General features: G+C 72.8%; 29 protein-coding genes. 15 read left to right on the top strand and 14 right to left on the bottom strand.

Annotation, left to right across the window (positions count from 1 at the left end; translation table 11 throughout):
• The first annotated feature begins 67 nt into the window (after positions 1-67).
• From ACZ6EG_RS09745 to ACZ6EG_RS09735, 3 genes are read left to right on the top strand one after another with little or no spacing between them, the layout of a single operon-like run.
• Positions 68-283: a type II toxin-antitoxin system VapB family antitoxin gene (locus tag ACZ6EG_RS09745; RefSeq protein WP_046249112.1), complete on the top strand. Its 216-nt coding sequence runs from the start codon at positions 68-70 to the stop codon at positions 281-283.
• Positions 280-702 (top strand): PIN domain nuclease, encoded by a 423-nt coding sequence (locus ACZ6EG_RS09740; protein WP_391970835.1) that lies wholly within the window; start codon positions 280-282, stop codon positions 700-702. Before ACZ6EG_RS09745 ends, ACZ6EG_RS09740 begins: the two co-directional genes overlap by 4 nt.
• A complete protein-coding gene (locus tag ACZ6EG_RS09735; protein WP_469603112.1) occupies positions 699-941 on the top strand; it encodes a hypothetical protein in 243 nt (80 codons plus the stop codon). The genes ACZ6EG_RS09740 and ACZ6EG_RS09735 overlap by 4 nt, the downstream gene beginning before the upstream one ends.
• 398 nt (positions 942-1,339) lie before the next feature.
• On the opposite strand, the gene ACZ6EG_RS09730 is transcribed toward ACZ6EG_RS09735, so the two are convergent.
• On the bottom strand, positions 1,340-1,930 hold the full coding sequence (locus ACZ6EG_RS09730; RefSeq protein ID WP_469603109.1) for a DUF5994 family protein: 591 nt from the start codon (positions 1,928-1,930) through the stop codon (positions 1,340-1,342).
• A gap of 349 nt (positions 1,931-2,279) precedes the next feature.
• Between ACZ6EG_RS09730 and ACZ6EG_RS09725 the strand changes: the two genes are divergently transcribed.
• The 6 genes from ACZ6EG_RS09725 to ACZ6EG_RS09700 all read left to right on the top strand — a co-directional run bounded on the left by ACZ6EG_RS09725 (position 2,280) and on the right by ACZ6EG_RS09700 (position 8,302).
• Complete coding sequence (locus tag ACZ6EG_RS09725; protein WP_391970838.1) at positions 2,280-2,681, top strand: DUF5994 family protein; 402 nt, start codon at positions 2,280-2,282, stop codon at positions 2,679-2,681.
• A gap of 462 nt (positions 2,682-3,143) precedes the next feature.
• Positions 3,144-3,650 (top strand): DUF5994 family protein, encoded by a 507-nt coding sequence (locus tag ACZ6EG_RS09720; protein ID WP_391970839.1) that lies wholly within the window; start codon positions 3,144-3,146, stop codon positions 3,648-3,650.
• 146 nt (positions 3,651-3,796) lie between these two features.
• Complete coding sequence (locus ACZ6EG_RS09715) at positions 3,797-4,834, top strand: fatty acid desaturase family protein (RefSeq protein WP_469603105.1); 1,038 nt, start codon at positions 3,797-3,799, stop codon at positions 4,832-4,834.
• A gap of 489 nt (positions 4,835-5,323) precedes the next feature.
• Positions 5,324-5,584 (top strand): hypothetical protein, encoded by a 261-nt coding sequence (locus ACZ6EG_RS09710; RefSeq protein ID WP_391970920.1) that lies wholly within the window; start codon positions 5,324-5,326, stop codon positions 5,582-5,584.
• Positions 5,585-6,250: 666 nt separating this feature from the next.
• A complete protein-coding gene (locus ACZ6EG_RS09705) occupies positions 6,251-7,084 on the top strand; it encodes a PIG-L family deacetylase (protein WP_391970841.1) in 834 nt (277 codons plus the stop codon).
• Between the two features lie 444 nt (positions 7,085-7,528).
• On the top strand, positions 7,529-8,302 hold the full coding sequence (locus tag ACZ6EG_RS09700) for a polysaccharide deacetylase family protein (RefSeq protein ID WP_391970842.1): 774 nt from the start codon (positions 7,529-7,531) through the stop codon (positions 8,300-8,302).
• Between the two features lie 46 nt (positions 8,303-8,348).
• Here ACZ6EG_RS09700 and ACZ6EG_RS09695 read toward each other — a convergent pair whose 3' ends face one another.
• Positions 8,349-9,683, bottom strand: coding sequence for a phosphatase PAP2 family protein (locus tag ACZ6EG_RS09695; RefSeq protein ID WP_469603101.1), 1,335 nt, complete (start codon positions 9,681-9,683; stop codon positions 8,349-8,351).
• 237 nt (positions 9,684-9,920) lie between these two features.
• The gene (locus tag ACZ6EG_RS09690; protein ID WP_391970844.1) at positions 9,921-10,553 is read right to left on the bottom strand and encodes a glyoxalase; all 633 of its coding nucleotides are present in this window, start codon (positions 10,551-10,553) and stop codon (positions 9,921-9,923) included.
• Positions 10,554-11,004: 451 nt separating this feature from the next.
• On the opposite strand from ACZ6EG_RS09690, the gene ACZ6EG_RS09685 reads away from it, so the two are divergent.
• The 3 genes from ACZ6EG_RS09685 to ACZ6EG_RS09675 all read left to right on the top strand — a co-directional run bounded on the left by ACZ6EG_RS09685 (position 11,005) and on the right by ACZ6EG_RS09675 (position 13,380).
• Positions 11,005-11,208, top strand: a complete 204-nt coding sequence (locus tag ACZ6EG_RS09685) for a cold-shock protein (protein WP_189416541.1) — start codon at positions 11,005-11,007, stop codon at positions 11,206-11,208.
• Between the two features lie 277 nt (positions 11,209-11,485).
• Positions 11,486-13,018, top strand: coding sequence for a DEAD/DEAH box helicase (locus tag ACZ6EG_RS09680; RefSeq protein ID WP_391970845.1), 1,533 nt, complete (start codon positions 11,486-11,488; stop codon positions 13,016-13,018).
• A gap of 47 nt (positions 13,019-13,065) precedes the next feature.
• Entirely contained in the window at positions 13,066-13,380 is a 315-nt protein-coding gene (locus ACZ6EG_RS09675) for an SCO5918 family protein (protein WP_356602422.1), read from the top strand.
• Between the two features lie 71 nt (positions 13,381-13,451).
• Here ACZ6EG_RS09675 and ACZ6EG_RS09670 read toward each other — a convergent pair whose 3' ends face one another.
• The 10 genes from ACZ6EG_RS09670 to ACZ6EG_RS09625 form a co-directional block, all read right to left on the bottom strand.
• Positions 13,452-13,805: a DUF952 domain-containing protein gene (locus ACZ6EG_RS09670; RefSeq protein ID WP_356602424.1), complete on the bottom strand. Its 354-nt coding sequence runs from the start codon at positions 13,803-13,805 to the stop codon at positions 13,452-13,454.
• The gene (locus ACZ6EG_RS09665) at positions 13,802-14,284 is read right to left on the bottom strand and encodes a hypothetical protein (RefSeq protein ID WP_391970846.1); all 483 of its coding nucleotides are present in this window, start codon (positions 14,282-14,284) and stop codon (positions 13,802-13,804) included. The genes ACZ6EG_RS09670 and ACZ6EG_RS09665 overlap by 4 nt, the downstream gene beginning before the upstream one ends.
• Positions 14,268-14,759 carry an RNA polymerase sigma factor gene (locus ACZ6EG_RS09660; protein WP_053134308.1) on the bottom strand — a complete coding sequence of 164 codons (492 nt, stop codon included), beginning with the start codon at positions 14,757-14,759 and terminating at the stop codon, positions 14,268-14,270. The genes ACZ6EG_RS09665 and ACZ6EG_RS09660 overlap by 17 nt, the downstream gene beginning before the upstream one ends.
• A 41-nt stretch (positions 14,760-14,800) precedes the next feature.
• Positions 14,801-15,424 (bottom strand): class F sortase, encoded by a 624-nt coding sequence (locus tag ACZ6EG_RS09655; RefSeq protein ID WP_469603094.1) that lies wholly within the window; start codon positions 15,422-15,424, stop codon positions 14,801-14,803.
• Complete coding sequence (locus ACZ6EG_RS09650) at positions 15,421-15,795, bottom strand: sortase-dependent protein (RefSeq protein ID WP_469603091.1); 375 nt, start codon at positions 15,793-15,795, stop codon at positions 15,421-15,423. Before ACZ6EG_RS09650 ends, ACZ6EG_RS09655 begins: the two co-directional genes overlap by 4 nt.
• Positions 15,796-16,056: 261 nt before the next feature.
• Positions 16,057-16,260, bottom strand: a complete 204-nt coding sequence (locus ACZ6EG_RS09645) for a cold-shock protein (protein ID WP_003975194.1) — start codon at positions 16,258-16,260, stop codon at positions 16,057-16,059.
• A 226-nt stretch (positions 16,261-16,486) separates the two neighbouring features.
• Complete coding sequence (locus tag ACZ6EG_RS09640) at positions 16,487-16,840, bottom strand: MerR family transcriptional regulator (RefSeq protein ID WP_356602432.1); 354 nt, start codon at positions 16,838-16,840, stop codon at positions 16,487-16,489.
• A 152-nt stretch (positions 16,841-16,992) separates the two neighbouring features.
• On the bottom strand, positions 16,993-17,505 hold the full coding sequence (locus ACZ6EG_RS09635) for a hypothetical protein (RefSeq protein ID WP_469603087.1): 513 nt from the start codon (positions 17,503-17,505) through the stop codon (positions 16,993-16,995).
• Between the two features lie 89 nt (positions 17,506-17,594).
• Positions 17,595-18,617 carry a hemolysin family protein gene (locus ACZ6EG_RS09630; protein ID WP_383647260.1) on the bottom strand — a complete coding sequence of 341 codons (1,023 nt, stop codon included), beginning with the start codon at positions 18,615-18,617 and terminating at the stop codon, positions 17,595-17,597.
• On the bottom strand, positions 18,614-19,954 hold the full coding sequence (locus ACZ6EG_RS09625; protein ID WP_391970850.1) for a hemolysin family protein: 1,341 nt from the start codon (positions 19,952-19,954) through the stop codon (positions 18,614-18,616). Before ACZ6EG_RS09625 ends, ACZ6EG_RS09630 begins: the two co-directional genes overlap by 4 nt.
• 285 nt (positions 19,955-20,239) lie before the next feature.
• Between ACZ6EG_RS09625 and ACZ6EG_RS09620 the strand changes: the two genes are divergently transcribed.
• The 3 genes from ACZ6EG_RS09620 to ACZ6EG_RS09610 all read left to right on the top strand — a co-directional run bounded on the left by ACZ6EG_RS09620 (position 20,240) and on the right by ACZ6EG_RS09610 (position 22,007).
• The gene (locus ACZ6EG_RS09620) at positions 20,240-21,100 is read left to right on the top strand and encodes a sporulation protein (RefSeq protein WP_469603083.1); all 861 of its coding nucleotides are present in this window, start codon (positions 20,240-20,242) and stop codon (positions 21,098-21,100) included.
• 88 nt (positions 21,101-21,188) lie between these two features.
• Positions 21,189-21,644 (top strand): tellurite resistance TerB family protein, encoded by a 456-nt coding sequence (locus ACZ6EG_RS09615; RefSeq protein ID WP_391970852.1) that lies wholly within the window; start codon positions 21,189-21,191, stop codon positions 21,642-21,644.
• Positions 21,645-21,719: 75 nt separating this feature from the next.
• Positions 21,720-22,007, top strand: a complete 288-nt coding sequence (locus ACZ6EG_RS09610; protein WP_391970853.1) for a twin-arginine translocase TatA/TatE family subunit — start codon at positions 21,720-21,722, stop codon at positions 22,005-22,007.
• A 68-nt stretch (positions 22,008-22,075) separates the two neighbouring features.
• Here the strand turns inward: ACZ6EG_RS09610 and ACZ6EG_RS09605 are convergent, their stop codons facing one another.
• Entirely contained in the window at positions 22,076-22,771 is a 696-nt protein-coding gene (locus ACZ6EG_RS09605; protein ID WP_469603079.1) for a TetR/AcrR family transcriptional regulator, read from the bottom strand.
• Between the last annotated feature and the right edge of the window lie 40 nt (positions 22,772-22,811).

The following is a 22,811-nucleotide window of genomic DNA, read 5'->3' as shown; positions in this document are numbered from 1 at the left end:
CCATCCAGCAGGAGCGACATCTTTGTATATACTTGATGACACTCTATATACCTGCGGAGGTGCATCAATGACTCGCACCGTAATAGACCTTGATGATCAACTGGTCGCCGACGTGGCCAAGGCCCTCGGCACCAGCACCAAGAAGGAGACGGTGAACACCGCCCTGCGCGAGGTGCTGGAGAACCGGCGGCGGGCTCTGGCCCTCACCCGCCTGCGGGCGGCGGCGGCCGAGGGCGCCTTCGATCTCGACCTCCTTGAGGACAAGGGGAACTACCGTCGGTGAACGCCGCTCAGTTCCTGATCGACACCAGCGCACTCGCCCGGCTGTTGCGCGGCGACGCCGAGCAATACGGCTGGGACCAGGCGGCGGCAGCCGGGCTCATCGCCACGTGCCCCATCACCGAGCTGGAGTTCTTCTACAGCGCGCGTTCCGCCGCCGACCGTGCCCAAGGCACCGAGGACCTGCGTCTGCTCTTCGGCTGGGTGCCGGTCGACGACCGCGCCTACGACCGCGCCTGGCAGGTCCAGGACATCCTCACCCAGCGCGGACAGCACCGCAGTGCCGGAGCCGTCGACCTCGTGGTGGCGGCCACGGCCGAGTTGCAGGGACTGACCCTCCTCCATCGCGACCGGGACTTCGAATGCATCGCCGCCGTCACAGGCCAGGCGCTCCAGTGGTACGGGCCAGAACCCGGCAAATGAAGCTCGACCCGCATTTCCCGCACCGGCCGGGCCTGGTCAGCGCCGGCGCAGAACGCGTCGAGGTCGTCATCGGCACCATCGACCCGCTCGATGGCACGAACCGCGTCCGGTTCCGCGTCGGACAGGCCCATCCGGAACGTCCCACCGGGGACGGCCCGGAGGACCACGCCGGAGGGGGTGCGTCGCCAGGCCGGTCGACCTGCCACGATTTCCTGAGCCCACACGGTGCCGGACGCTAGCAGCAGCCGGGCATCTCGGCCCTCGGCCCGACAGCGAACGACCCCCGCCCTCGGGCGCTGACGACCGCGTCCCGATCACCTGTACCGGGCCACGGTGTACGCGGTAGGCCCGTGCAAGGCGCCTGCTCCGATCCCGTCGGTGATCCGGAGGGCGTCGAAGCCGGCGAGGGCCGCGTGCAGCTCCGGCTCACGGCCGGGAACACGGGTTCACGACGGCGGCCCCTCGGCGTGACATCCGCCCTTCAAGGGTCTTCCGGTCCGGCGCGACGACACCGCCACGGCCGTAGTGGAAGGCGGTACTCCCGTCCCCGTGCTGAGCGTTCAGCCGACGGATGAGGAACGCGCTGCCGCGAACACCACCGGCAGCACGATCACCGTCACGAGGATGTCCGCCGCCGTCACTCACCCTCCGGCCGTTCCGTCGGCGCCTCGGTGACCGCGCGGCCCCACGCGGGAAGGACCAGGGCACCGGCTCCGGGCCCCCCTTCGGACTCCCACACCGCTTCCCCCGGGCGGTCGGACTCGGCGGTCACCGTCAGGCGCGCGGCCTCCGCCACCAGGCTGCTCGCGGAGGCGGTCCGGCGCGGGTCGGCGGCCGCCGCCATCAGCCACGTGGCCACGGCCGGAGGCGTCCGTGGGGGAACGACCAGCAGGTTCCAGCGGCCCACGCGGTAGGAGAGCAACAGGAGTTCGTGCTCGTCCTGCTCGTAGCGGAACCAGCCCACCTTCACCCCGTGCCCGGCGACAGGCACCTTGGGCGGGACGACCGGCCACTGGGCGGGGTTCACCGTGACCCGGGTGATCCGCCCCCACAGCGGATCGAGAACGGTTACGAGGGCGGGCAGTTCGGCGGTGAGATCACGCGACCGCGGCCACCAGGCGCCGTCCAGCAGGGACGGTGCAGAACCGGCGGGAGCGAGCGAAAGACGCACAGGAGACGTGGGACGCCGGTCTTCAAGCGTCATCGGAGGGGAGACGGTCGCAGTCATCACGCGGACCCTGCCCCGGGCGGGCCTGGGCCGACCCGGCGTATTCGATCACCGAAAACGGCACAGGCGCGAGTGACCGTGCACGGAGTGTCCCCGGTTGTTCCAGCGTACTCTTCGCGGCGCCCCAGCGGGCCGTACGCCAAGGGCCGTCTTGACGTCCAGGAAACTCCCCAGGGACACGATGCTCGGAGTCCAGCCGGTGAGGCCGTCGACTCCTGTCCGGGCGCATCGGGGAGTAACCTGAGGAGATCGAGGGTTTTCGCGCACCGGCGCCGCCGGTCCCGCCCTCGAATCACACAGCACCGGGCGTTCCGTCGGTCGACGCGGGCCCGCAGTCAGGCTTTTCATCATGACCTCGAACACCACTCAGCTCCGTCCGCGCACGGAACCGTTCCGGCCCCGTGCCGCGCGTCTGGTCCTCGGATCCACCAACCGTTTCGGCCGTCCGGACGGCGCCTGGTGGCCACGGACCCGCGACCTGGCACGGGAACTCGGCGAACTCGCCGACGTGATCGATCCGTTGTGGGGCCGACTCACCCACGTGGCCGTCAATCCCCGCCATTGGCGGCTCGGTCCGCACGGTGTGGTCGTCGTCAATGATGTCGAGGTGGCGGTCGACCGTTTCGCCGAGGGGCTCAACCCGCACAGGATCCTGCTGCAGTCCTACACCGCCGGCCGCTGGGATCTGCTCGTGTTGCCGCCCCGGACGAGCGCGTCGTCAGCTGCCCGGCTCATGGCCGCAGTGGCGTAGAGCAGCGTGGGGGGCGTGCCCCGGGTCCGCACGTTCCGTGCCGGTGTCGATGAGAATCCGTTCCGCCGGCGTCCGGCTGCCGGCTCGAACGGCTGCGGCGGGTACGGATGTACACGCCGTGGGTCAGGGGCGGGGGAGGCTTGGCCGCCGATCCTCACGCCCACGGCACCGGTTACCGGCCGTCACGCCGCCTTTACGCACCGAGGAGTAGGCTGAGGGTACCGAGGGCATCAGGCACGCCGGTGGCGGACCGGCTCCACCCCCGGATTCACCGGCGTTCAGCACGCGGGAAGGGTTCCCCCCTTCGCCCCGCACACGCCCGCCGACCCCTCTCCCTCGAACTCGGGTGACTGTCGGCGCCGTCCTCAGGCACGAGCGGGCCGGTTCGCCCGCCACCCTCACCGGGCGGACCCCCGCCCTGCCGACACCGGTCGGCCACCCACCTCGTCAGAGAGAATCCACGTGATCGCCACAGCTCCCGTCGCACCGTCCGCCCTGCCCCTGTCTCCCGTCCGCCTGCGCCTCGCGCCGCACGGCGCGCTGCCGCGTCGGATCGACGGTGTGTGGTGGCCGTACTCGCGCGATCTTCTGACGCAGCTCCCCGAGGTGCTCGCCGCGCTGCCGAGCGCGTGGGGCGACATCACCGGCGTCACCGTGGACGCCGCGGCCTGGTCGGCGGCACCGGGGCGCATGTTCGTCGCCAACCAGGTCGTACGCCTGCACAGAGCCCCTGCCCCGCCGCACGCCCCGGAGCGGGTCGTCCTGCTCTCCCCCGGGATCGGCCGCTGGGATCTGCTGGTGGTCCCGCCGGACGCGACCGAGGAAGCCGCCGCCGTCCTCATGGCCACCGCGCTGGACGACCGCGTGCCCGACAACGACGGAGAAGCCCGAACCCCGCGCCCGACGGCGGCGACGAGACCGCGCGGACGTGTGTGGCCCGCCGGGCGAGGGACCCGTGCCCGTCGGTGACAGGTGCCGCCACAGGCACGAACCGGTGCAAGGGCGGGCGTACGTCCGCACACCCCGGCGGCACCGCCGTGTACGCGCCGGCCCCCGCGCCCCTGCTCGCACGGGCGCTCCGTGTCATCCGCCCACTGATGAGGAGTCTCGACCCCATGACCACGGCCACCACCTCCCCACGTTCCGCGACCCCCGGCAGCGACTTCGCCCGGCTGTCGAAGAGGATCGCGGACGCCGGACTGCTGCGGCGCCGCCCGGGCTACTACACGTTGCGGATCACCGCGGTGACCGGGCTCTACGCCACCGGGTGGGCCGCGTTCGTCCTGGTCGGAGCCTCGTGGTGGACGCTGGCGATCGCAGCCTTCATGGCCGTCATGTACGGTCAAGTCGCCCTGGTCGCGCATGACATGGCGCACCGGCAGGTCTTTCGCCGCCGTCGGGCCAGCGAGCTGTCCGGGCGGATCGCCGGAGCCTCGATCGGGATGGGCTACGGCTGGTGGCAGGACAAGCACACCCGTCATCACGCCAACCCCAACACCGAGGACCTCGACCCCGATGTCGCCCCCGACGTGCTCGTCTGGTCCCAGGACCAGGCCCGGGCCGCCACGGGACTACCGCGCCTGCTCGGGCGCTGGCAGGCGTTCCTGTTCTTCCCGCTGCTCACGCTGGAGGGCTTCAACCTGCACGTGTCGAGCGGCAGGGCGATCACCAACGGCTCGCTCAAGCACCGGGCACTCGACGGGACGCTGCTGCTCGCGCACTGCGCCGTCTACCTGACCGCTCTGTTCCTGGTGCTCCCGCCCGGTATGGCGTTCGCCTTCCTCGCCGTCCACCAGTGCCTGTTCGGCGTCTACCTCGGTTCCGCCTTCGCACCCAACCACAAGGGCATGCCGATCCTGAGGGCCGACGACCGCCCCGACTTCCTCCGCCGCCAGGTACTCACCTCGCGCAACGTCGACGGCGGCCGGTTCACGGACCTCGCGCTCGGCGGCCTCAACCACCAGATCGAGCACCACCTGTTCCCCAGCATGCCCAGCCCCAACCTGCGCGAGGCCCGCACCATCGTCCGGCAGTACTGCCGGGAACTGGGCGTCGACTATGCCGAGACGGGGCTGGTCGCCTCGTACCGGCTCGCGCTCGCCAGCCTCCACCAGGCCGGGGCACCGCTGCGGGGGACGTCTCTTCGGGCCTAGCCGGACGGCTGCGGTGTGCGCGGAGACCGGCCCCCGGCCCCGACCCCTGGGGAGATGCGAGCGCGCGGATGCGGGCGGAGGGCCGAGGCAGGGGTCGCGGCCGTCCAGCCGGGGCGCAGGGGTGGGTGTCCTCACGGGCTGCCCACTGGCTGCTCACGGGCCGGGCGGCACCGTCGCCGGCGACCTGAGCAGCATGATTCGCCGATTGCGCCTGGGGCCGTTCATGGATACCGGCAGATCGAGATCCGCTGTGTTCTCACCGAGGGCCACCACGCGCTCACCACCGCTCGCGCCGTCCGCACCCGCGCCCCGAGCGCCGTACAGGAACTCGTCCCTCGGGACGACGGAACCGGCCCCGGCGCGCCGGTCACTCACCACGCTGGCACTCACCGGGGGCGAAGCCGGGGGCCGGCCGCCGAAACACGGGGCAGGGCGACGTGGTCGAGTAAAGTGATCGCCGCTCCGGTCCCGCCGCACATCGAGGTCGCCATGGAATCGCCCGACGCCCCCTCGCGCGGTTACGCCGAGGTCCACGTCACCGCCGCCTCGCCCGACGCCGCCCGGCGTGTGGCGGAGGTCCTCCGTCATTGCTTCGCCGCCACCGAACAGCGCAGCTACCCGGCCGGCGACGGGGGCGGGACGCGCCTCGAACTCACCGTGGACACCACGCGCGCGGCGGAACCGGCCCGCTCGTGGCTGGAGTCCAGCCGCTGGACCGGGCACGCCGACAGGGAGCCCGAGCGGGACTGAGGACCGACGAGCGGACTCACCAGAACGAATCCGTTGCTTCAATGACGCGGACGTCACCGAGGTGCGGCTTCCACAAGCCCGGGTGTCCGCGAGCGGGCATCGGGTGGCTCAGGGGGCGCACCCCCGCGAACCTCCAGAGCCAGCCGTCACCCGATGGAGTCGCCTTGGCCCTGGAGCAGTCGACCAGGTGACCGACTCCGAAGATCAGGCCGGAGTGGCAGGGCCACGGCTCGGGGCGCCGTCCGTGGTCTCCCGGGTGATCCGGGGCCGGCCTCTCTCGTGTTCCCGCCGGGAGCTTGGCCGCGTGGTCCTCGGTGCGTGCGGCATGGATGAGGACGAGCCCGCGGTGGGGTGTGGCGGTACGGCGGGGCAGAGCGTCGAGTCCGCCGAAGACCAGATGGCATGCCCAGGGTTGTCGGACGGTGACGGCGCGAAGGGCTGCTTCCCTCGCTCGGCGTTCTGTGCGACTGGGCATCGTGACGCCCCCCTGCCTCTCGAGAACCGTGCCGGACGGGAACAGCCGGTCCGGGCGGCGCTGTTGCACCGACCGGGGCACCGGCACCGCGGGGCACCAGGTTGCCCGTCCCACCAGGAGCCGGGTGGCAGGGTCGCGGTGTGCCCGCCAGGCCAGTAAACCAAGACGTATCTCCGCAGGAGGACTGTTCCATGACCGACCGGCCCTTGACGCTCATGGCTGTGCACGCCCACCCCGACGACGAGGCCACCGGGACCGGAGGGGTCCTCGCGCGGTACGCGGCGGAAGGCATCCGCACGGTTCTCGTGACGTGTACCGACGGCGGTTGCGGGGACGGACCGGGGGGCGTCAAGCCGGGTGATCCCGGGCACGATCCGGCGGCGGTCGCCTCGATGCGCCGGCGCGAACTCGAGGCGAGCTGTGAGGTGCTGAAGATCAGCGACCTGGAGATGCTGGACTACGCCGACTCCGGGATGATGGGCTGGCCCAGCAACGACGCCCCCGGATCCTTCTGGCGGACCCCCGTCGAGGAGGGTGCCGCCCGGCTCGCGGAACTCATGCGGCACTACCGACCCGATGTGGTCGTCACCTACGACGAGAACGGCTTCTACGGTCATCCCGACCACATCCAGGCCCACCGCATCACGATGGCGGCGCTGGAGATGAGCGCGCTGACACCGAAGGTGTACTGGACCACGATGCCCCGCTCGGAGATGCGGCGGTTCGGCGAGATCATGCGCGAGATTGATCCGGACATGCCCGAGCCGGATCCGGCCGAGACCGCCGCGATGGCCGAGATCGGCCTCCCCGACGACGAGATCACCACGTGGGTGGACACCACCGCGTTCAGCGGGCAGAAGTTCGACGCGCTGGCCGCGCACGCCAGTCAGGGCGAGAACATCTTCTTCCTCAGGATGGGCAAGGAGAAGTTCGGCGAGCTGATGGGCACGGAGACCTTCGTACGGGTCCAGGACGCCACCGGCGCCGCCCTGCCCGAGAACGACCTCTTCGCCGGACTGCGCTGATCCGGACCTGGCACGAGGCCCGGCAGGACTCCCCGTCAGTCGTCGTAGTGGAGTCGCCGCCGGGTCCAGAGGGTGAGGTCGCCGCTGGTGGCGACGGCCAGGGTGAGGCCGGAGGGGGAGAACCCGGTCGAGTACCGGCCGCCACGGCTCCGGGGCCGGCATGACGGGGGGCGGCGAGGTAGCGCTCGCGCAGCCGCTGCTGGTCCTCGGTGATCAACTCGCGGCGTGACGCGCGTCGAGGCTCGGTCGGGCAGCGGGTCGCCCCCCATGAGACCGACGTTCCCCCACCCGCCCCTCCGTGGAGCGGGCTCGGGTCGTCGCGCGGCGGGTTGTCCGGGTACTTCCCCCAGATTGTCCGTGATCGGTAACGGACGCATCCCCGGGGGGCCGTCCCTCGTCCTGCCAGGTGGATCGGACGACGGACCGGGTGAAGGCGGGGCGGACATGGCACGGCACGGCGGTGGGCGGAGCTGGTACGGCAAGGTGGTCGGGGCGGCGCTCGGGGTGACGGTGCTCGCCGTCGGCGCCTCGGTGTGGACGGCGCAGGCCGAGTCCGTGGGCGCCGCGTCCCCGAGGGCGACCGCGTCGGCCACGCCGGGCAGCGGGGTCCGGCCGGTCGACGTGACCATCGCGCACGCCTCGGACGCGGGGGCGCGTGGCGTCAACATCACCATCGACGACGGCCCCGACCCCGCGTGGACGCCCCAGGTGCTGGACCTGCTGCGCGAGTACGGGGTGAAGGCCACGTTCTGCGTGACGGGGACGCAGGCGCGGGCCCACCCGCACCTCGTGAAGGACGTGGTCGCGGCCGGACACCGGCTGTGCGACCACACCGTGTCGCACGACACCGCCATGGACCGGAAGTCCGAGGCGTACCAGTCGCGGGAGATCCTCGACGCCGAACGCATGATCATCGAGGCGTCCGGGGGTGTGCGCCCGATGTACTACCGGGCTCCCGGCGGGGCCTTCACCCCGTACAGCCGCAAGCTGGCCGCCTCCCACGGGATGCGTCCGCTGGGCTGGAACGTGGACACCAAGGACTTCGAGCGGCCGGGTGCGGACGCCATCGTCGCCACCGTCGAGCGGGAGTTGTCCAACGGGCCGACGCTCCTCTTCCACGACGCGGGCGGCGACCGCTCCCAGACGGTCGAGGCCCTGCGCCGCGTCCTCCCCTGGCTCCGGGACCAGGGCTACTCCTTCGGCTTCCCGGTGCGCTGAGCCCGCGGCGGCCGGGGTGGCCGGAGTGGCCGCCCCGCGCTCGTGGTCACCCGGGCTCGGCCACGGGTACCGCCTTCTCCGGCAGGTCGGCCTGGACCGGGGCGAGGGACGGTTGCGAGCGCTGCGCCGGCACGACGGCCCGCGGCCGCCAGCCCCTGGTGGTCCGTACGTAGCCGTGGACCACCGAGGCCATCGCCAGCAGGAGCAGCGGCCCGAACAGCCACGGGCGCCCGGCCATCTCCGTCGACAGGTAGCGGGACGACAGCAGGAGCGCGGCGAAGACCACCGCCCCGTAGGACACGAGCCGGATCCCCGCGCGGTCCCAGCCCCGGTCGTACGTGCGCAGCGCCGCCTCGACGGTGACCGCGAAGACGACACCGGCGACGAGGTCGATGCCGTAGTGGTAGCCGAAGCCCAGCGTCGCGGCGAGCGTGGCCACCAGCCAGAACGTTCCTGCGTAACGGAGGATCCGCGGGCCCCCGCGGGAGTGGATGAAGATCACGACGGCCCAGGCCGTGTGCAGGCTCGGCATGCAGTTCCGGGGGGTGATCCCGTCGTACGTCATCGCCTGCGGGGGACCCGACGGCAGCGGCGTGTCCGGCCACAGGAGGGCCACCGCCCACTGCTCGCCGCCGGTGCCGAAGGCTCCGGTGCCGTAGGCGAAGACCGGTCCGACCACCGGGTAGATCATGTAGACGGCCGGTCCGAGGAGGCCGATCAGCAGGAAGGTGCGGACCAGGTGGTGCCTCGGGAAGCGGCGCTCGGCGGCCACCCGGCGCAACTGGTACAGGGCGACGACGACCGCGGCCACCGCGAGCTGGGTGTAGACCCAGTCGAGGACGTGGGCGCCGGCCGGGCCGGCGGCCTCGATGATCCGGCCCGCCAGCCAGGACGGGTCGCCCAGCGCGTGGTCCGCGGTCGCGACGTACTGGTCGAGCACCGCCGGGCGGGTCTTGGACGTGATCAGCAACCAGGTGTCGCCCGTCTTGCGGCCGGCCACCAGCAGCAGGCCGAGACCGACGCCCTTGAGCAGCAGGAGGCGTTCCCGGCCGGTGCGCCGCGTGACGGCGAGGACCGCGCAGCCCAGCATCACCCACAGCGCGCCGTTGCCGAAGTGGGAGCCTTCGGTCACCTCGGCGTCGGCCGCCCAGCGCACCAGCGCGAAGACGACGTCGATGCCGATCGCGAGACCGGCCGCGACGAACCGTTGCCGCCAGGTCAGCACCACCATCATCAACGCCATGCTGGCGTAGAGGAGCGGCCCCGACTTGGGGGCGAAGACGACCTCTTTCGCCTGGGTGGTGATCGGTCCCGGCAGGCCGTAGCTACGTGCGGCGATCTCCAGCGCGACCAGGAAACCGAGGGTCACCACACCCGCCACGGCCCACAGTCCCGCCCGTGACCGAAGCTCAGCAGAAGGCTCGGCTCCGCTGGTTATTCGCGAAAACACCCGTGATGGCATGCGTCTCATTCTTTATTCGTTTTGCTCTTTTTGAGATGAATGATTCCAATTGCGGCTCATGCGTATTCTCCACCCACGGACCACTTCGGCGAAGAAGACGGAAGGATTACATATCGGGTTCCCGGCGCGTAAGTCGAGGTGAATACGGATTTCCCGTCAGCCGGCGGCCGGCCCCTGCGCCGCGGGCTCCCACACGAAGCCGTCCGGGTCGCTGAACGGGCCGTCGGCGCCGGACAGTACGAGCCGGTGGGAACCGGTGCCCTCGGGGGAGACGCCGGCCACCTTGGCGAGGCCGCGACGCTTGTACAGGGACAGCTTGACGGCGCCCGTACCCGCGGCGAACTCGACGTACTTGCCGCCGAAGCTCTTCGCCACGGTGAGACCGCGCTCGACGTAGAACCGCTTGACGGCCTTCACGTCCTCGACTCCGAGGAGGAGCACGAGGTCGTCGACGTCCCGGGTGACCGGGCCGGTGTCCTTCTTCGCCGAGGTCGCGATCTGCCAGACCGTGCCGTCCGGGGCGCTCACGACGCCCCCGTAGCCCCACAGCGACTTCGAGGCGGGCTTGAGGGTGGTGGCACCGGCGTCCACGGCGGCGCCCATGAGCGCGTCGACGTTGCCGGGCTGGGACACCACGAGCGACAGCGTGAAGCCTCGGAACCCGGTCGAGGGGGCGTCGGAGGCCCGTACGCGCACCCGTGACGGGTCCAGCCCGAAGGCGTCGGAGTAGAAGCGGGCGGCGGCCTGGGGGTCGGCCACCTCGAGGATGACGGAGTCGATGGCGTTCATGTCCGCGACGTTAGGGGCGGTCGGGCCGCCGGTGCTTCTCGAGAACTGACCGTCCACGCGTCCGTACGGCCGACGTGGTCTTTGTCTCCCCAGGCCGGTACGCCGTCCGTGGCGCTCTCCCCCTTCCCGGGGGCGCCGGAGGCCGCGCGGGAGGCCGTCCTGGGAGGTCATGGCGGTGCGGCGTGCCGGGGCGGGCGGCGATCCTGTGGCCGGTGCGGAGCAATATCTGACGCCATCGCGTGAGAAACCAATGACACGCCCGGGGAATATTCCTCATCCCGTCCGGTCGGTCCGACCGGGGCAACTCTATTGCAAGCGACCGGGCGATCACGGCGTGCTAGTGTCGTGGGAAGTTGCAGTTGTGGTTGCCTGAAGGTGTTTTCCGACGGGGTGATCACGGCGACCGGAGTCCACACAGGGTGAACTCCGAGCACCGTACCGAAGGAGAAACATGGCTTCCGGCACCGTAAAGTGGTTCAACGCGGAAAAGGGCTTCGGCTTCATCGAGCAGGACGGCGGCGGCCCCGACGTCTTCGCCCACTACTCGAACATCAACGCCCAGGGCTTCCGTGAGCTGCTCGAGGGCCAGAAGGTGACGTTCGAGATCGCGCAGGGCCAGAAGGGCCCGACCGCCGAGAACATCACTCCGGCCTGACGCGCACCACGCGCACGCGTACTTCGCAGCTGGGGCCCGCACCTTGGGGTGCGGGCCCCAGCTCGCCGCTTTTCCGGGCGCTGAGCGCCCCGCGGGGTTCTGATCTCCGCCCGGCGCATCGCCCCGCGCTTTCGAATTTCCCGTTTCCCTCGTTTCTCCCGGTCCGATCGGCACCTCACGCCGAGATCGACCGGGGCCGGCTCGTTCTTGCGATTCCCTGCGCTGCTCCTCCGCTGCGGGTCTCCCTTGATACGTGCCATATCAAGGAAGGTTCCGCATGAACCGCGTACGCACCAACGACCGCCGACGCTCGGGTGGCGGCGGCCCCCGCCGTTCCCAGACCTCCGGGCGCCGCCCGGCGGCCCCGCAGGGCGAGTTCGCCCTGCCGAAGACGATCACCCCGGCGCTGCCCGCCGTCGAGTCCTTCGCCGAGCTCGACATGCCCGACCGGCTGCTGGCCGCCCTCGGCGCCGAGGGCGTGACCGCGCCGTTCCCGATCCAGGCGGCGACCCTGCCGAACTCCCTGGCCGGCCGCGACGTGCTCGGCCGCGGCCGCACCGGCTCGGGCAAGACGCTCGCCTTCGGCCTCGCCCTGCTGGCCCGTACGGCCGGCCGGCGCGCCGAGCCCAAGCGACCGCTCGCCCTCGTCCTGGTGCCCACCCGTGAGCTGGCCCAGCAGGTCACCGACGCGCTCGCCCCGTACGCCCGCTCCGTGGGCCTGCGGTCGGCCACCGTGGTCGGCGGCATGTCGATCGGCAGGCAGGCCGGCGCGCTGCGGGGCGGCGCCGAGGTCGTCGTCGCCACGCCCGGGCGGCTCAAGGACCTCATCGACCGCGGCGACTGCCGGCTGGACGACGTGACCATCACCGTCCTGGACGAGGCCGACCAGATGACCGACATGGGCTTCATGCCCCAGGTCACCGCGCTGCTCGACCAGGTCCAGGCCGACGGCCAGCGGATGCTGTTCTCGGCCACCCTGGACCGCAACGTCGACCGGCTGGTCCGCCGCTACCTGACGGACCCGGTGGTGCACTCCGTCGACCCGTCGGCCGGTGCCGTCACCACGATGGAGCACCACGTGCTGCACGTGCACGACGAGGACAAGCAGCGCGCGACGGTCGAGATCGCGGCCCGCGACGGCCGGGTGATCATGTTCCTGGACACCAAGCACCGGGTGGACCGGCTCGTGAAGCAGCTGCTGAAGAGCGGCGTGCGCGCGGCCGGCCTGCACGGCGGCAAGTCCCAGCCGCAGCGCACGCGGACCCTCGCCCAGTTCAAGGACGGGCACGTCACGGCGCTGGTGGCGACCAACGTCGCGGCGCGCGGCATCCACGTCGACAACCTCGACCTGGTCGTCAACGTGGACCCGCCCAGCGACCACAAGGACTACCTGCACCGGGGCGGCCGCACCGCCCGCGCCGGCGAGTCCGGCAGCGTCGTCACGCTGGTGACGCCGGACCAGCGCCGCGACATGACGCGGCTGATGGCCTCGGCCGGCATCACCCCGCTGGTCACCCCGATCCGTTCGGGCGAGGCGGAGCTGGCCCGCATCACCGGGGCGCAGACCCCCTCCGGTGTCCCGGTCGTCATCACCGCACCGGTCGTGGAGCGCCCCCGGCGCGCCGCGTCCGGCGGGGGCTCCTCGTCCCGTGGCCGGCGCGGCCGCTCCGCGCAGGGCCGCACCGGTCAGGGCACCCCCACCCCCGCGCAGGGCCGCGGCGGCCAGGGCCGCAGCACCCAGGGCCGGCCCGCCGGCGAGGCCCCGCGGCGCAGGCCGCGGCACCAGTCCGCCGGTGGCTCGGCCGCCTGAACCCCAGCGAACAGCAATCCACGTCCCCTCTCCCCTGTGGAGGCATCATGCGCTGTGTCATCGCCCGGTACCCGTTCGACCTCACCAAGGACGGGGTGCTGGACTCGATGAAGGGCATCACGCCCGAACCCGTCACAGGTGAGTCCGTGACCATCGGCCGCCGCCGCTACCCCGTCAAGCAGGTGGGCGAGGTCGTCACCCGGCAGGACCGCCGCGACTTCTCCGGCGGCGAGGTCACCCGGGCCATGGCGCGCCTCGGGTTCACCTGCCACGCGGCCCCCGACGCCACCCCGGCGCCCGCCGCCACACCGGTCGAGACCGCGTCCGCGCTGCTCGGCGGCACGACGTCCCCGGACGCCTGAGAGACACCTGAGACACGCCTGAGAAGAGGGCGGGGCCACGAGCGCGAGCTGGTGACCCCGCCCTCTTTCCGTCAGGACAGTCCCGTGGCCCGGCCCTCGTCGTCCCACCGGACCTCCCGCTCGTGCCGGACGGCCTCGCGGTCGAGGGGCCCGAACACGTGCGGGAAGAGGGTGTCGCCGGGCACCCCCGGCGGTGGCGCGGGATCGGCCGCCTCCCAGACACACCTGGCGGTGAGCCGCCGCTCGTCGAGGGCCAGCGCCAGCAGCGGCCGGGGCGCGCCGCGGTAGAAGGCGTTGACCACGGCGAGCGTGGTCTCCTCGTCGGGCGAGCAGTGGACGAACCCGTCCTCGGCCAGGGAGGCGGGGGCGTACGGCCGGCCGGGGTCGGCGGCCCAGTCGGCGAGCGGCACCACGTGATAGATCATCGTTCCGTTGTAGCAGCGGTCGCGCCGCCGTCCCACGACGGCGTGGGCACGGTGCCCGGCGTGGCCGACCGCTCGGACGGAGCGGTGCTCGGCGCGGCCGTCGGCAGCGCCGGAGCGGAGGAGACGGACGCCTCCGGCGCCGGGCCGGGCGAGGAGTCGCGGGGCGGGGCCGGAGTCGGTGAGCCGGCCGGCGTGGGGGCGGCGGGGGCCGGGGCCAGCGGGACGGTGGGGCGGGCGGGTGCCGTCGGAGCCGCCCGGTACAGCGGAAGCACGATGAGGGCGGCGGCAGCGGCGGTCGCGGCGGCACCGGCCGCGGTCCGCAGCAGGCGCCGACGGGACGCCCCCCGGCGGATCGCCTCGTAGCGCCCGGGCGGCGGGCCCAGGCAGTCAGCGCCCGGGCGCAGCACGACCAACAGCGGGTCGCCGTCGTCCCGTTCGAACCCCGGGTCGTCCGGGTCGTCGTCAAGGCGTGTGGTCAAGGCTTCTCCTCAAGTGGACGCGGAGCAGTTCGCGGGCCGCGTGCAGATCGGCCTTGACGGTCCCTTCCTTGCGCCCGGTCAGCACGGACACCTCCCGGATCGGCATGTCAGCGTAGTAGTGCAGGAGGATCGGCACGCGCAGCCGCTCGGGCAGGGACTGCACCAGCATCCGCACCGAGGGGTCGGACTGCTCGGGGTGCGGGCGCACGGCGACCTCCGCGGTGACCCGGCGCACCGCCCGCCGCTCGCGCTCCAGCTTGCGCCAGTGGTCGCGGACCAGGTTGGCGGCGGTGACGTAGAGGAAGCCGCGAGGTTCCTCCACGGACGTCCAGCGGGCCCAGAGCCGGGTGAACGCCTCGGAGGCGATCTCGTGGGCCGTCTCGTCGTCGTCGACGAGCCGGCGGCACCAGCCGGCGAGGCGTGGGTACAGGGCGGCGAACAGTTCGGAAGCCGCCCTGTCACGGGACCGTTTCAACGCTCTCCAGGGTGGTGAGGGGCTGCGGTGCGCACGGTCGGTCAGGAGCGCGCGCCGGAAGCCGGGTTGAGCTCGGCGAAGGCGATCACGTTGTCCCGGTACTCCTCGCCGACGCGCGGTCCGCCGCAGGTGATGAGGCGCAACTCCGGTCCGTCCACGTCCCCGTAGACGTCCCGCGTCGGGAAGTCGGCCTTCGGCACCGTCCGTACGGCGGTGACCGTGAACCGGGCCGTCGTGCCGTTCTCCAGGCGTGCCTCGATCCGGTCGCCCCGGTGCAGACGCGCGAGGTGCCGGAAGACACCGTCCCCGTGGGCGCCGACCGTGACGTGGCCGAGGACGACCGACGGCCCCACCTGACCCGGGGTCGGCGAGTGCCGGTACCAGCCCGCGCGGTCGTCGGCCGTGACCGGCGGGACCTCCACCGTGCCGTCGGCCGCCAGGCCCAGCCGCATCACCGGTGTGTCGACGCCGATGGCCGGGATGCGCAGGCCGACGGGGACCGAGCGCTCCAGGGGACGCGCCGGCTCGCCGGCGGGACGCGCGGGCGGCGCCGTGGTCGCGGAGCGGGCGGGCGCGGCACCCTCGTCGCCCGGCCCGGCGGCGCAGCCCGCGAGGGCCACGGCCAGCAGGGCGGTGGCGAGGGCGCGCCCGGGCCGGGTCGTCATGCCCGGGTCGCCGCCCGCCGACGGCGTACGACGAGGAGGACGGCGCCGCCCGCGGCGAGCGCGGCACCGGCGCCCGCGGGGAGCGCCCCGTCGCCGGCTCCGGAGGGGGCCGGTGCGGCGACGCCGGTGTCGGGCGCGCCCTCGGGCACGGTGGAGACCTGGCCGTCGGCCGGTGCCTCGGTCGGCTCGGCCGCCGGAGCCGGTGAGCTGACGGAGGGCGACGGTGCCTCGCTCGGCTCGGTGCCGGGGCTCGGGGTGGCGGACGCGGGGGCGGCGGGGGCCGGGGTGGGGTCGTCGGCGAACGCGGGCGCGGTGCCGGCCAGTACGGCGGTGCACGCCAGGGCCACGGCGCTGAGGATGGTGCGGCGCATCGGGTCGCTCTCTCTCGTCGGATTCCGGGTGCGCGAAGTCGCGCGGGTGGTGGATCGGACGGAGAGACGAGGCGGCGGCGGGGCGGGTTGCAAAGAGATGGCAAAGCCGCCCTCGTAGGGGCGGGTGCGGTGCGGGGCCGTCCCGCAGGGGCGGGCGCGGTGGGGGGCACAGGAGCCCCGGTCGGGTGGCCGCCGCGTCATGACGAAGCAGGGCCCGCACCGTGCGGTGCGGGCCCTGCTCAGTGATGCGTGATGCGCGCGTTACGCGGGAACGATGTTCTCCGCCTGCGGGCCCTTCTGGCCCTGCGTGACGTCGAAGTTGACGCGCTGGCCCTCCTGGAGCTCACGGAAGCCCTGGGTGGCGATGTTCGAGTAGTGGGCGAAGACGTCGGCGCCGCCGCCGTCCTGCGCGATGAAACCGAAGCCCTTTTCGGCGTTGAACCACTTCACGGTACCGGAAGCCATGCTTTTACTCCTAGGCAGTGTTGAGGCCCGCACTTCGCGGGCCTTCACATCGCTGCGGCGATCACCTGCCCGGAAAACCGGTAACACAAATGGCAACCACAACTGCAACTGACGTCCAGCCTAGCACGTATTGAATCGCCACCCCCGGAAATGAAACGCCGGGAGATTTCGACACGGAATGTTTTTCCGGTGTCCGGCGAATATCTGGTTCATCGGGGTCAGTTTTTCACTCGTCGCGCCGCTCGGCCTCGCGGCGCAGCTCCTCGTTCATGCGCAGCGCCACCTCCAGGTCGTCCTCCAGGCGGACGATGCGGCAGGCGGCCTCGATGGGCGTTCCCTGGTCCACCAGTTCACGGGCGCGCGCCGCGCGGCGCAGTTGCCGGCGCGAGTAACGGCGGTGCCCGCCCTGCGAACGCGTCGGACTGACCAGACCCGCCTCACCCAGAGCGCGGAGGAAACCGGGCGTGGCGCCGATCAGCTCGGCCGCCCGGCCCATGGTGTACGCCGGGTACTGGTCGTCGTCGAGCCGGTCGGCGGCCTGCGGCCGACCTGCGGCGTTCAGCCTGCTCTCCGGGGTCATGCATGCCTTCCCGCGGACCGCATCGGACACGGGCCGCCGCGGGGGAACCGGTTTCCCCCACACCCGAACTCTAGTCGCGCCTGCCGGAAAGCTGCCGCGGCGAACGTACATCCGGGGCCACGTCGGGCCGACCCGGCCGTCCGGGCCCAGCGTCAGGCGGGGGTGGTCGTCCAGCGGCGGAGCAGTGCCAGGCGCTCGTCGCCGGTCGGGGCGGCGGGGCCGAAGTGGTCACGACGCCAGGTGAGGAGGTCGTCCACGGGGGTGTCGCCGTCGACCAGCCGGGTCAGCAGGGTGCGGGAGAGCTGGTACTCGTCCGGGGTGTGGATGCCGCCGGGGGCGGCGGCCAGGGCGCTCGCCTCGACCGTGCCGTCGGTCTCGGTCACCACCTCGACGGTGAACGCCGGGGGCTGGTCGCCGTCGCCGCTGATCAGCACGAGGGCGGAGTCGAACGCCATGGAGAGCAGGCGGCGCGCGGCGGACCGCACGGCGACGTCCCGCACGTCGATCTCCCGGATCTCCTCCCAGCCCCAGCCGCGACCGCCCTGTCCGAGTCCCAGGGTCTCGACCCCGTCCTTGGTCAGCCGCACCCCCGGCGCGGTGCCAATGGGCTCGGCCCCCACGTACACGCAGTCCTCGGTGATCCAGAACAGGCCGACCATGGCCATGAGCGCCTCCCCCAGCGGTGTCACCGGGGGAGACGACCGCGGGCACCCGGGAGTTCCCGGGTGCCCGCGAGTCCTTGGCCCGGCTCAGGTCACGACGTGACCGCGGCCGGGCCCACCAGCTCGGTCAGGACGTCCTCCATCGTCACGAAGCCCAGCACCGCGCCCGTCTCGCCGGTGACCGCGGCCAGGTGGCTGTCCTCGGCGCGCAGGGCGGTGAGGGTGTCGTCCAGCGGGGTGTCGATGCGGACCCGCGTGACGCGGTGCAGCGCCGCGCGCGGGAAGGGCGCCTCCCGGTCGGTGAGGCCCAGCGTGTCCTTGATGTGCAGGTAGCCGAGGACGGCGTTGCCCGGGCCGGTCACCGGGAAGCGGGAGAAGCCCGCCTCGGCGGCCAGGCGCTCCAGCTCGGCCGGGGTGACCGTGTGGGTGACCGTGCGCATCTTCTGGGCCGGGACCAGGATCTCGCCGACCGGGCGGGTGCCCAGCTCCAGCGCGTCGCGCAGCCGCTCGCCGTCGGCCGGGGTGAGCAGTCCGGCCTCACTGGCGTCCACCACCATGCGGGCCAGCTGGTCGTCGGTGAAGACGGCGTCGACCTCGTCCTTCGGCTCCACCCGGAGCAGCTTGAGCAGGGTGTTGGCGAAGGCGTTGATGCCGAAGACGAACGGCTTGAGCGCGCGGGTCAGGGCGACCAGCGGCGGGCCGAGGACCATCGCGGTGGTCGCCGGGGCGGCCAGCGCGATGTTCTTCGGGATCATCTCGCCGATCAGCATGTGCAGGTACGTCGCCAGGGCCAGCGCGATCGCGAACGCGATCGGGTGGACCAGCGCGTGCGGCATGTGCACCGCCTCGAACACCGGCTCCATCAGGTGCGCGATGGCCGGTTCCGCGACCGCGCCGAGCACCAGCGAGGAGACGGTGATGCCCAGCTGGGCGGTGGCCATCATCGCGGAGATGTGTTCCAGGCCCCACAGGGTCATCCGGGCGCGCTTGTCGCCCGTCTTCGCGCGCGGCTCGATCTGGCTGCGGCGTACGGAGATCATGGCGAACTCGGCGCCGACGAAGAACGCGTTGGTCAGCAGGGTCAGCGCGCCGATGAAGAGCTGTACGGCGGTCATCGGGCCACCTCCGGCTCACGGTCGGCCGACGGGACCGGCGCGGGCGCGGTGACCCGGAGGCGGTCGGCGCGGTGGTGCTCGACGTCGAGGACGTCCAGGCGCCAGCCGTCCAGGTCGATGACGTCGCCCTTGGCCGGGATGCGCGCCAGGTGGGTGGCGACCAGGCCGGCCAGGGTCTCGTACGGCCCGTCCGGGGCGGTCAGGCCGATCCGGGCGAGCCGGTCCAGGCGGAGCGAGCCGTCGGCCTCCCAGGCCGCGCGGCCGTCGGACTCCGCGGGGGCGGGCAGCAGGTCCGGTATCTCGACCGGGTCGTGCTCGTCGCGGACCTCGCCGACGACCTCCTCCACGATGTCCTCGACGGTCGCCACGCCCGCCGTGCCTCCGTACTCGTCGATGACGACGGCCATGGTGCGGGTGGAGCGCATGCGCTCCAGAAGGCGGTCGGCGGGCAGGCTGTCCGGCACCAGCAGCGGCGCGGTGGCCAGCTCGGTGACGGGGGTGGAGGCGCGCCGGTCCGGCTCCAGGGCCAGCACGTCGCGGATGTGCACGGTGCCGATGACCTCGTCGAGGCTCTCCCGGTAGACCGGGAAGCGGGAGAGGCCGGTGGCGTGCGAGAGGTTCGCGGCGTCGGCGGCGGTGGCGTGGGCCTCCAGCGCCTTGACGTCCACGCGCGGGGTCATGACGTTCTCCGCGGTCAGCTCGCTCAGGTGCAGGGTGCGCACGAACAGCTCGGCGGAGTCCGCCTCCAGGGCGCCCTCGGCGGCCGAGTGCTGGGCGAGGGCGACGAGCTCCTCGGGGCTGCGGGCGGACGCCAGCTCCTCGGCCGGTTCCAGGCCGAAGCGGCGTACGAAGCGGTTCGCCGTGTTGTTCAGGTGCCGGATGAAGGGGCCGAAGGCGGTGGTGAAACCGCGCTGCGGGCCCGCGACGACCTTCGAGACGGCCAGCGGGCGGGAGATCGCCCAGTTCTTCGGGACCAGCTCGCCGACGACCATCAGCACGACGGTGGACAGGACCACGCCGAGCACGGTCGCCACCGTCGAGGCGGCACCGCCCAGGCCGATGTCCGTCAGCGGGCCGCGCAGCAGCACGGCGATCGACGGTTCGGCCAGCATGCCGATGACCAGGGAGGTCACGGTGATGCCGAGCTGGGCGCCGGAGAGCTGGAGGGTCAGGGACCGGGCGGCCTTCAGGGCGCCGTCGGCACCGCGCTCGCCCGACTCCGCCGCACGCTCCAGGTCACCGCGCTCGACAGTGGTGAGGGAGAACTCGGCGGCGACGAAGACGGCGCAGGCCAGGGTGAGCAGGAGGGCCAGCAGGAGCAGCAGGACCTCGGTCACCGTGCCACCCCGCTTCCCTCACGCGCGTACCGGGGGAACTGCGGGCCGGCCGTGGCACGGCCGGTACTGGGAGGCTCCATTACGGAACGGGACTCCTTAACGGGGTCGGCGGGCGCCGGTACCTGCCGGGCGCCCGAGGGTTCTTCCTCATGGTAAAGGACGAGCAAAACGACAGGGAGTCCTCGGACCCCTAAGCTTCTACTCGCCTGTAGAGAACAGTCGGATGCCTCCGGTTGTTCCCCGCACGGACGTTCCCCACACCGACGTGAAGGAGTGCACGCCTCGATGGTGTTCAAGCGGCCGCCCGGTCCCCCCGGCGTGGGCGGGCCCACGACCGCCCTGGTCCTCGATTCGGGCACCGTCCGGCCGGGGGGCGTGCTGTCGGGCCGGGTCGACCTCGTCGGCGGCACCGCCGGCCAGGACGTCGAGCACGTCGCGCTGGAGCTGGTGGCCCACGTCGGGGACGGGCACTCCGAGGCCGGCGACGAGGACGGGCGCCGGGGCCTCCGGGGTGCGGTCGTGTTCGAGCGCCGCGTCGTCGGCGGGCCCTTCCGGCCGGCCGCGGGAGAGCGGCGCGGCGTGCCCTTCTCGCTGCCGCTGCCCTGGGAGACGCCGGCCACCGAGCCCCACGGCCGGCACCCGGGCGCAGCGCTCGGCGTGCGCACCGAGCTGGTGGTCGCCGGGACCGCGGACACGGGTGACCCGGTCCCGCTGGCCGTGGCGCCCCTGCCGGCCCAGGAGGCCGTCCTGGAGGCACTCGGGCGGCTCGGCTTCGACGTGCGCTCCGCCGGCCTGGAGCACGGCCGCGTCGGCGGCACCGGACAGCGGCTGCCCTTCCGCCAGAAGATCGAGCTGGCCGCGCCCCGGGGCCACGCCGAGATCGAGGAGGTCGAGCTGACCTTCCTCGCGGTGCCCGGCGCCCTGGAGGTGGTGCTGGAGGCGGACAAGCACGGCGGCGCGTGCTCCGGCGGCCACGACGCCCTCAGCCGGTTCACCGTCCCGCACGACGGGCCGGCCGGGTCGCGGAGCTGGACCACGCTGGTCGACGGCTGGATCCGGGAGCTGGTCGAGCACCGGGCGTCGTACGACTTCCAGGCCGTGTACGGCCATGGGCCCGGGCAGCCGTCCGCGGCGCGGACCCGGTGACCCGGCGGGCTGGTAACTTCTACAGATGTGTAGAGGGACCGAGTCCCTCCTTCCGCTGATCCCTCCTCCCGACCCGTACGGAGTGCTCATGGCCCTGTGGGACCGCTTCAAGGAGTCCGCGTCGCAGATGCAGACGCAGCTCGTGGCGAAGAAGAACGACCTCAAGAGCGGCGCCTTCCGCGACGCGAGCATGGCGATGTGCGCGCTGGTCGCCGCGGCCGACGGCAGCGTCGACGCGTCGGAGCGGCAGCGGGTGGCCCAGCTGATCTCGACCAACGAGGTGCTGGGGAACTTCCCCGCCGACGATCTGCGTCGCCGCTTCGAGGACTGCCTGGACCAGCTCACCGCCGACTTCGCCTTCGGCAAGGTCGGCGTCCTCCAGGAGATCGCCAAGGCGAAGAAGAAGCCCGCCGAGGCACGGGCGGTGGTGCAGATCGGGATCGTGATCGGCGGCGCCGACGGCGACTTCGACAAGGACGAGCGGGCCGTGGTGCGCGAGGCCTGCTTCGCGCTGGGGCTGCCGCCGCACGAGTTCGACCTCTGACGTGCGCCGGCCGTGCCGTAGATTCCGTGGGGGCCCGTGCCGCGGGCCCGACCGTACGTCCACCAGGGAAGTGCCGTGTTCGGACTGAGCGAGCTCGCGATCGTCCTCATCGTCGTCATAGCCGTCCTCGCCGCCAGGAAGCTCCCCGAGCTGACGCGCTCGGCGGGCAAGTCGGCCCGCATCCTCAAGGCCGAGGCCCGGGAGATGAAGGACGGGGAGCGGGCACCGGAGCGGGACGGTGAGGGCCACCGGGTCATCCGGGGCGAGGCGGTGCGGCGCGAGGACACCGGGAGCGGCCGGGACGGCGGGGCCACCGGGGACGGCGGTCCGGCGGCCGGAGAGCGGGGCGGCCCGCGGGGGTGACGGCATCCGTCCGCCCGTCAGCCCGTCAGCCCCCCGGCAGCCCCCGTCCGCCCGTCAGCGCACGAACCTCACGCGTCGGTCTCCCCGTCGCCGCCCCAGGTGCGGTGCGGGCCCAGCTCGCGCAGGGCGTCGCCGAGTGCGGCGGCCGTGAGCGCCGGCGCGGGCAGGGGCTGTGCGGCCGGCGCGGTGCGCAGCCCGGCGAGGAGCAGGGCGAGGGGGCGGCGCCAGGCGTCCGGGGCCGTCGCGGCGGTCAGGGCGGGGACGGCCCGACCGAGGGCCGCGAGCGCGAACAGCGCGTCCTCGGTGGTGACGTCGGGGCGGACGGTCCCCTCGTCGCGGCAGCGGGACAGCAGCGAGTCCACGGTCCGGCGGTTGTGCTCGTGCACGGCCTCCAGGCTGTCGACGCCCCGCAGTCGCGTGGTCATGAGGTCGTTGGTGCCGCGGTCGGCGGCCAGGGTGGCGAAGACGACCTCCAGGTAGGCGGTGAGGCCCGCCCATGCGTCCGGCGCCTTCCTGGCCCGCTCGCCGGCGTCCATCGTGCCCGTCAGCGAGTCCCGGAACACGGCGTCCACGAGCGCGGCGCGGGTGGGGAAGTGGCGGTAGAGCGTCGCGTTGCCGACCCCCGCCCGGCGGGCGATCACGTCCAGCGGCGCGTCCAGCCCCTGCTCGGTGAACACCTCGTGGGCCGCCCCCAGCAGAAGCTCCCGGTTGCGCCGCGCGTCGCGCCGCTGCCGGGGAGCTCCGTCGTGTGCGCCGACGGTCATCCTCACGCTCCTGATCCCACGGGTCCGGTGAACCGGGGAC

The sequence above is a fragment of the Streptomyces sp. NPDC041968 genome (assembly GCF_055589025.1).
The sequence above is the reverse complement of the archived record's forward strand: the minus strand, read 5'-3'. Positions and strand labels throughout refer to the sequence as shown.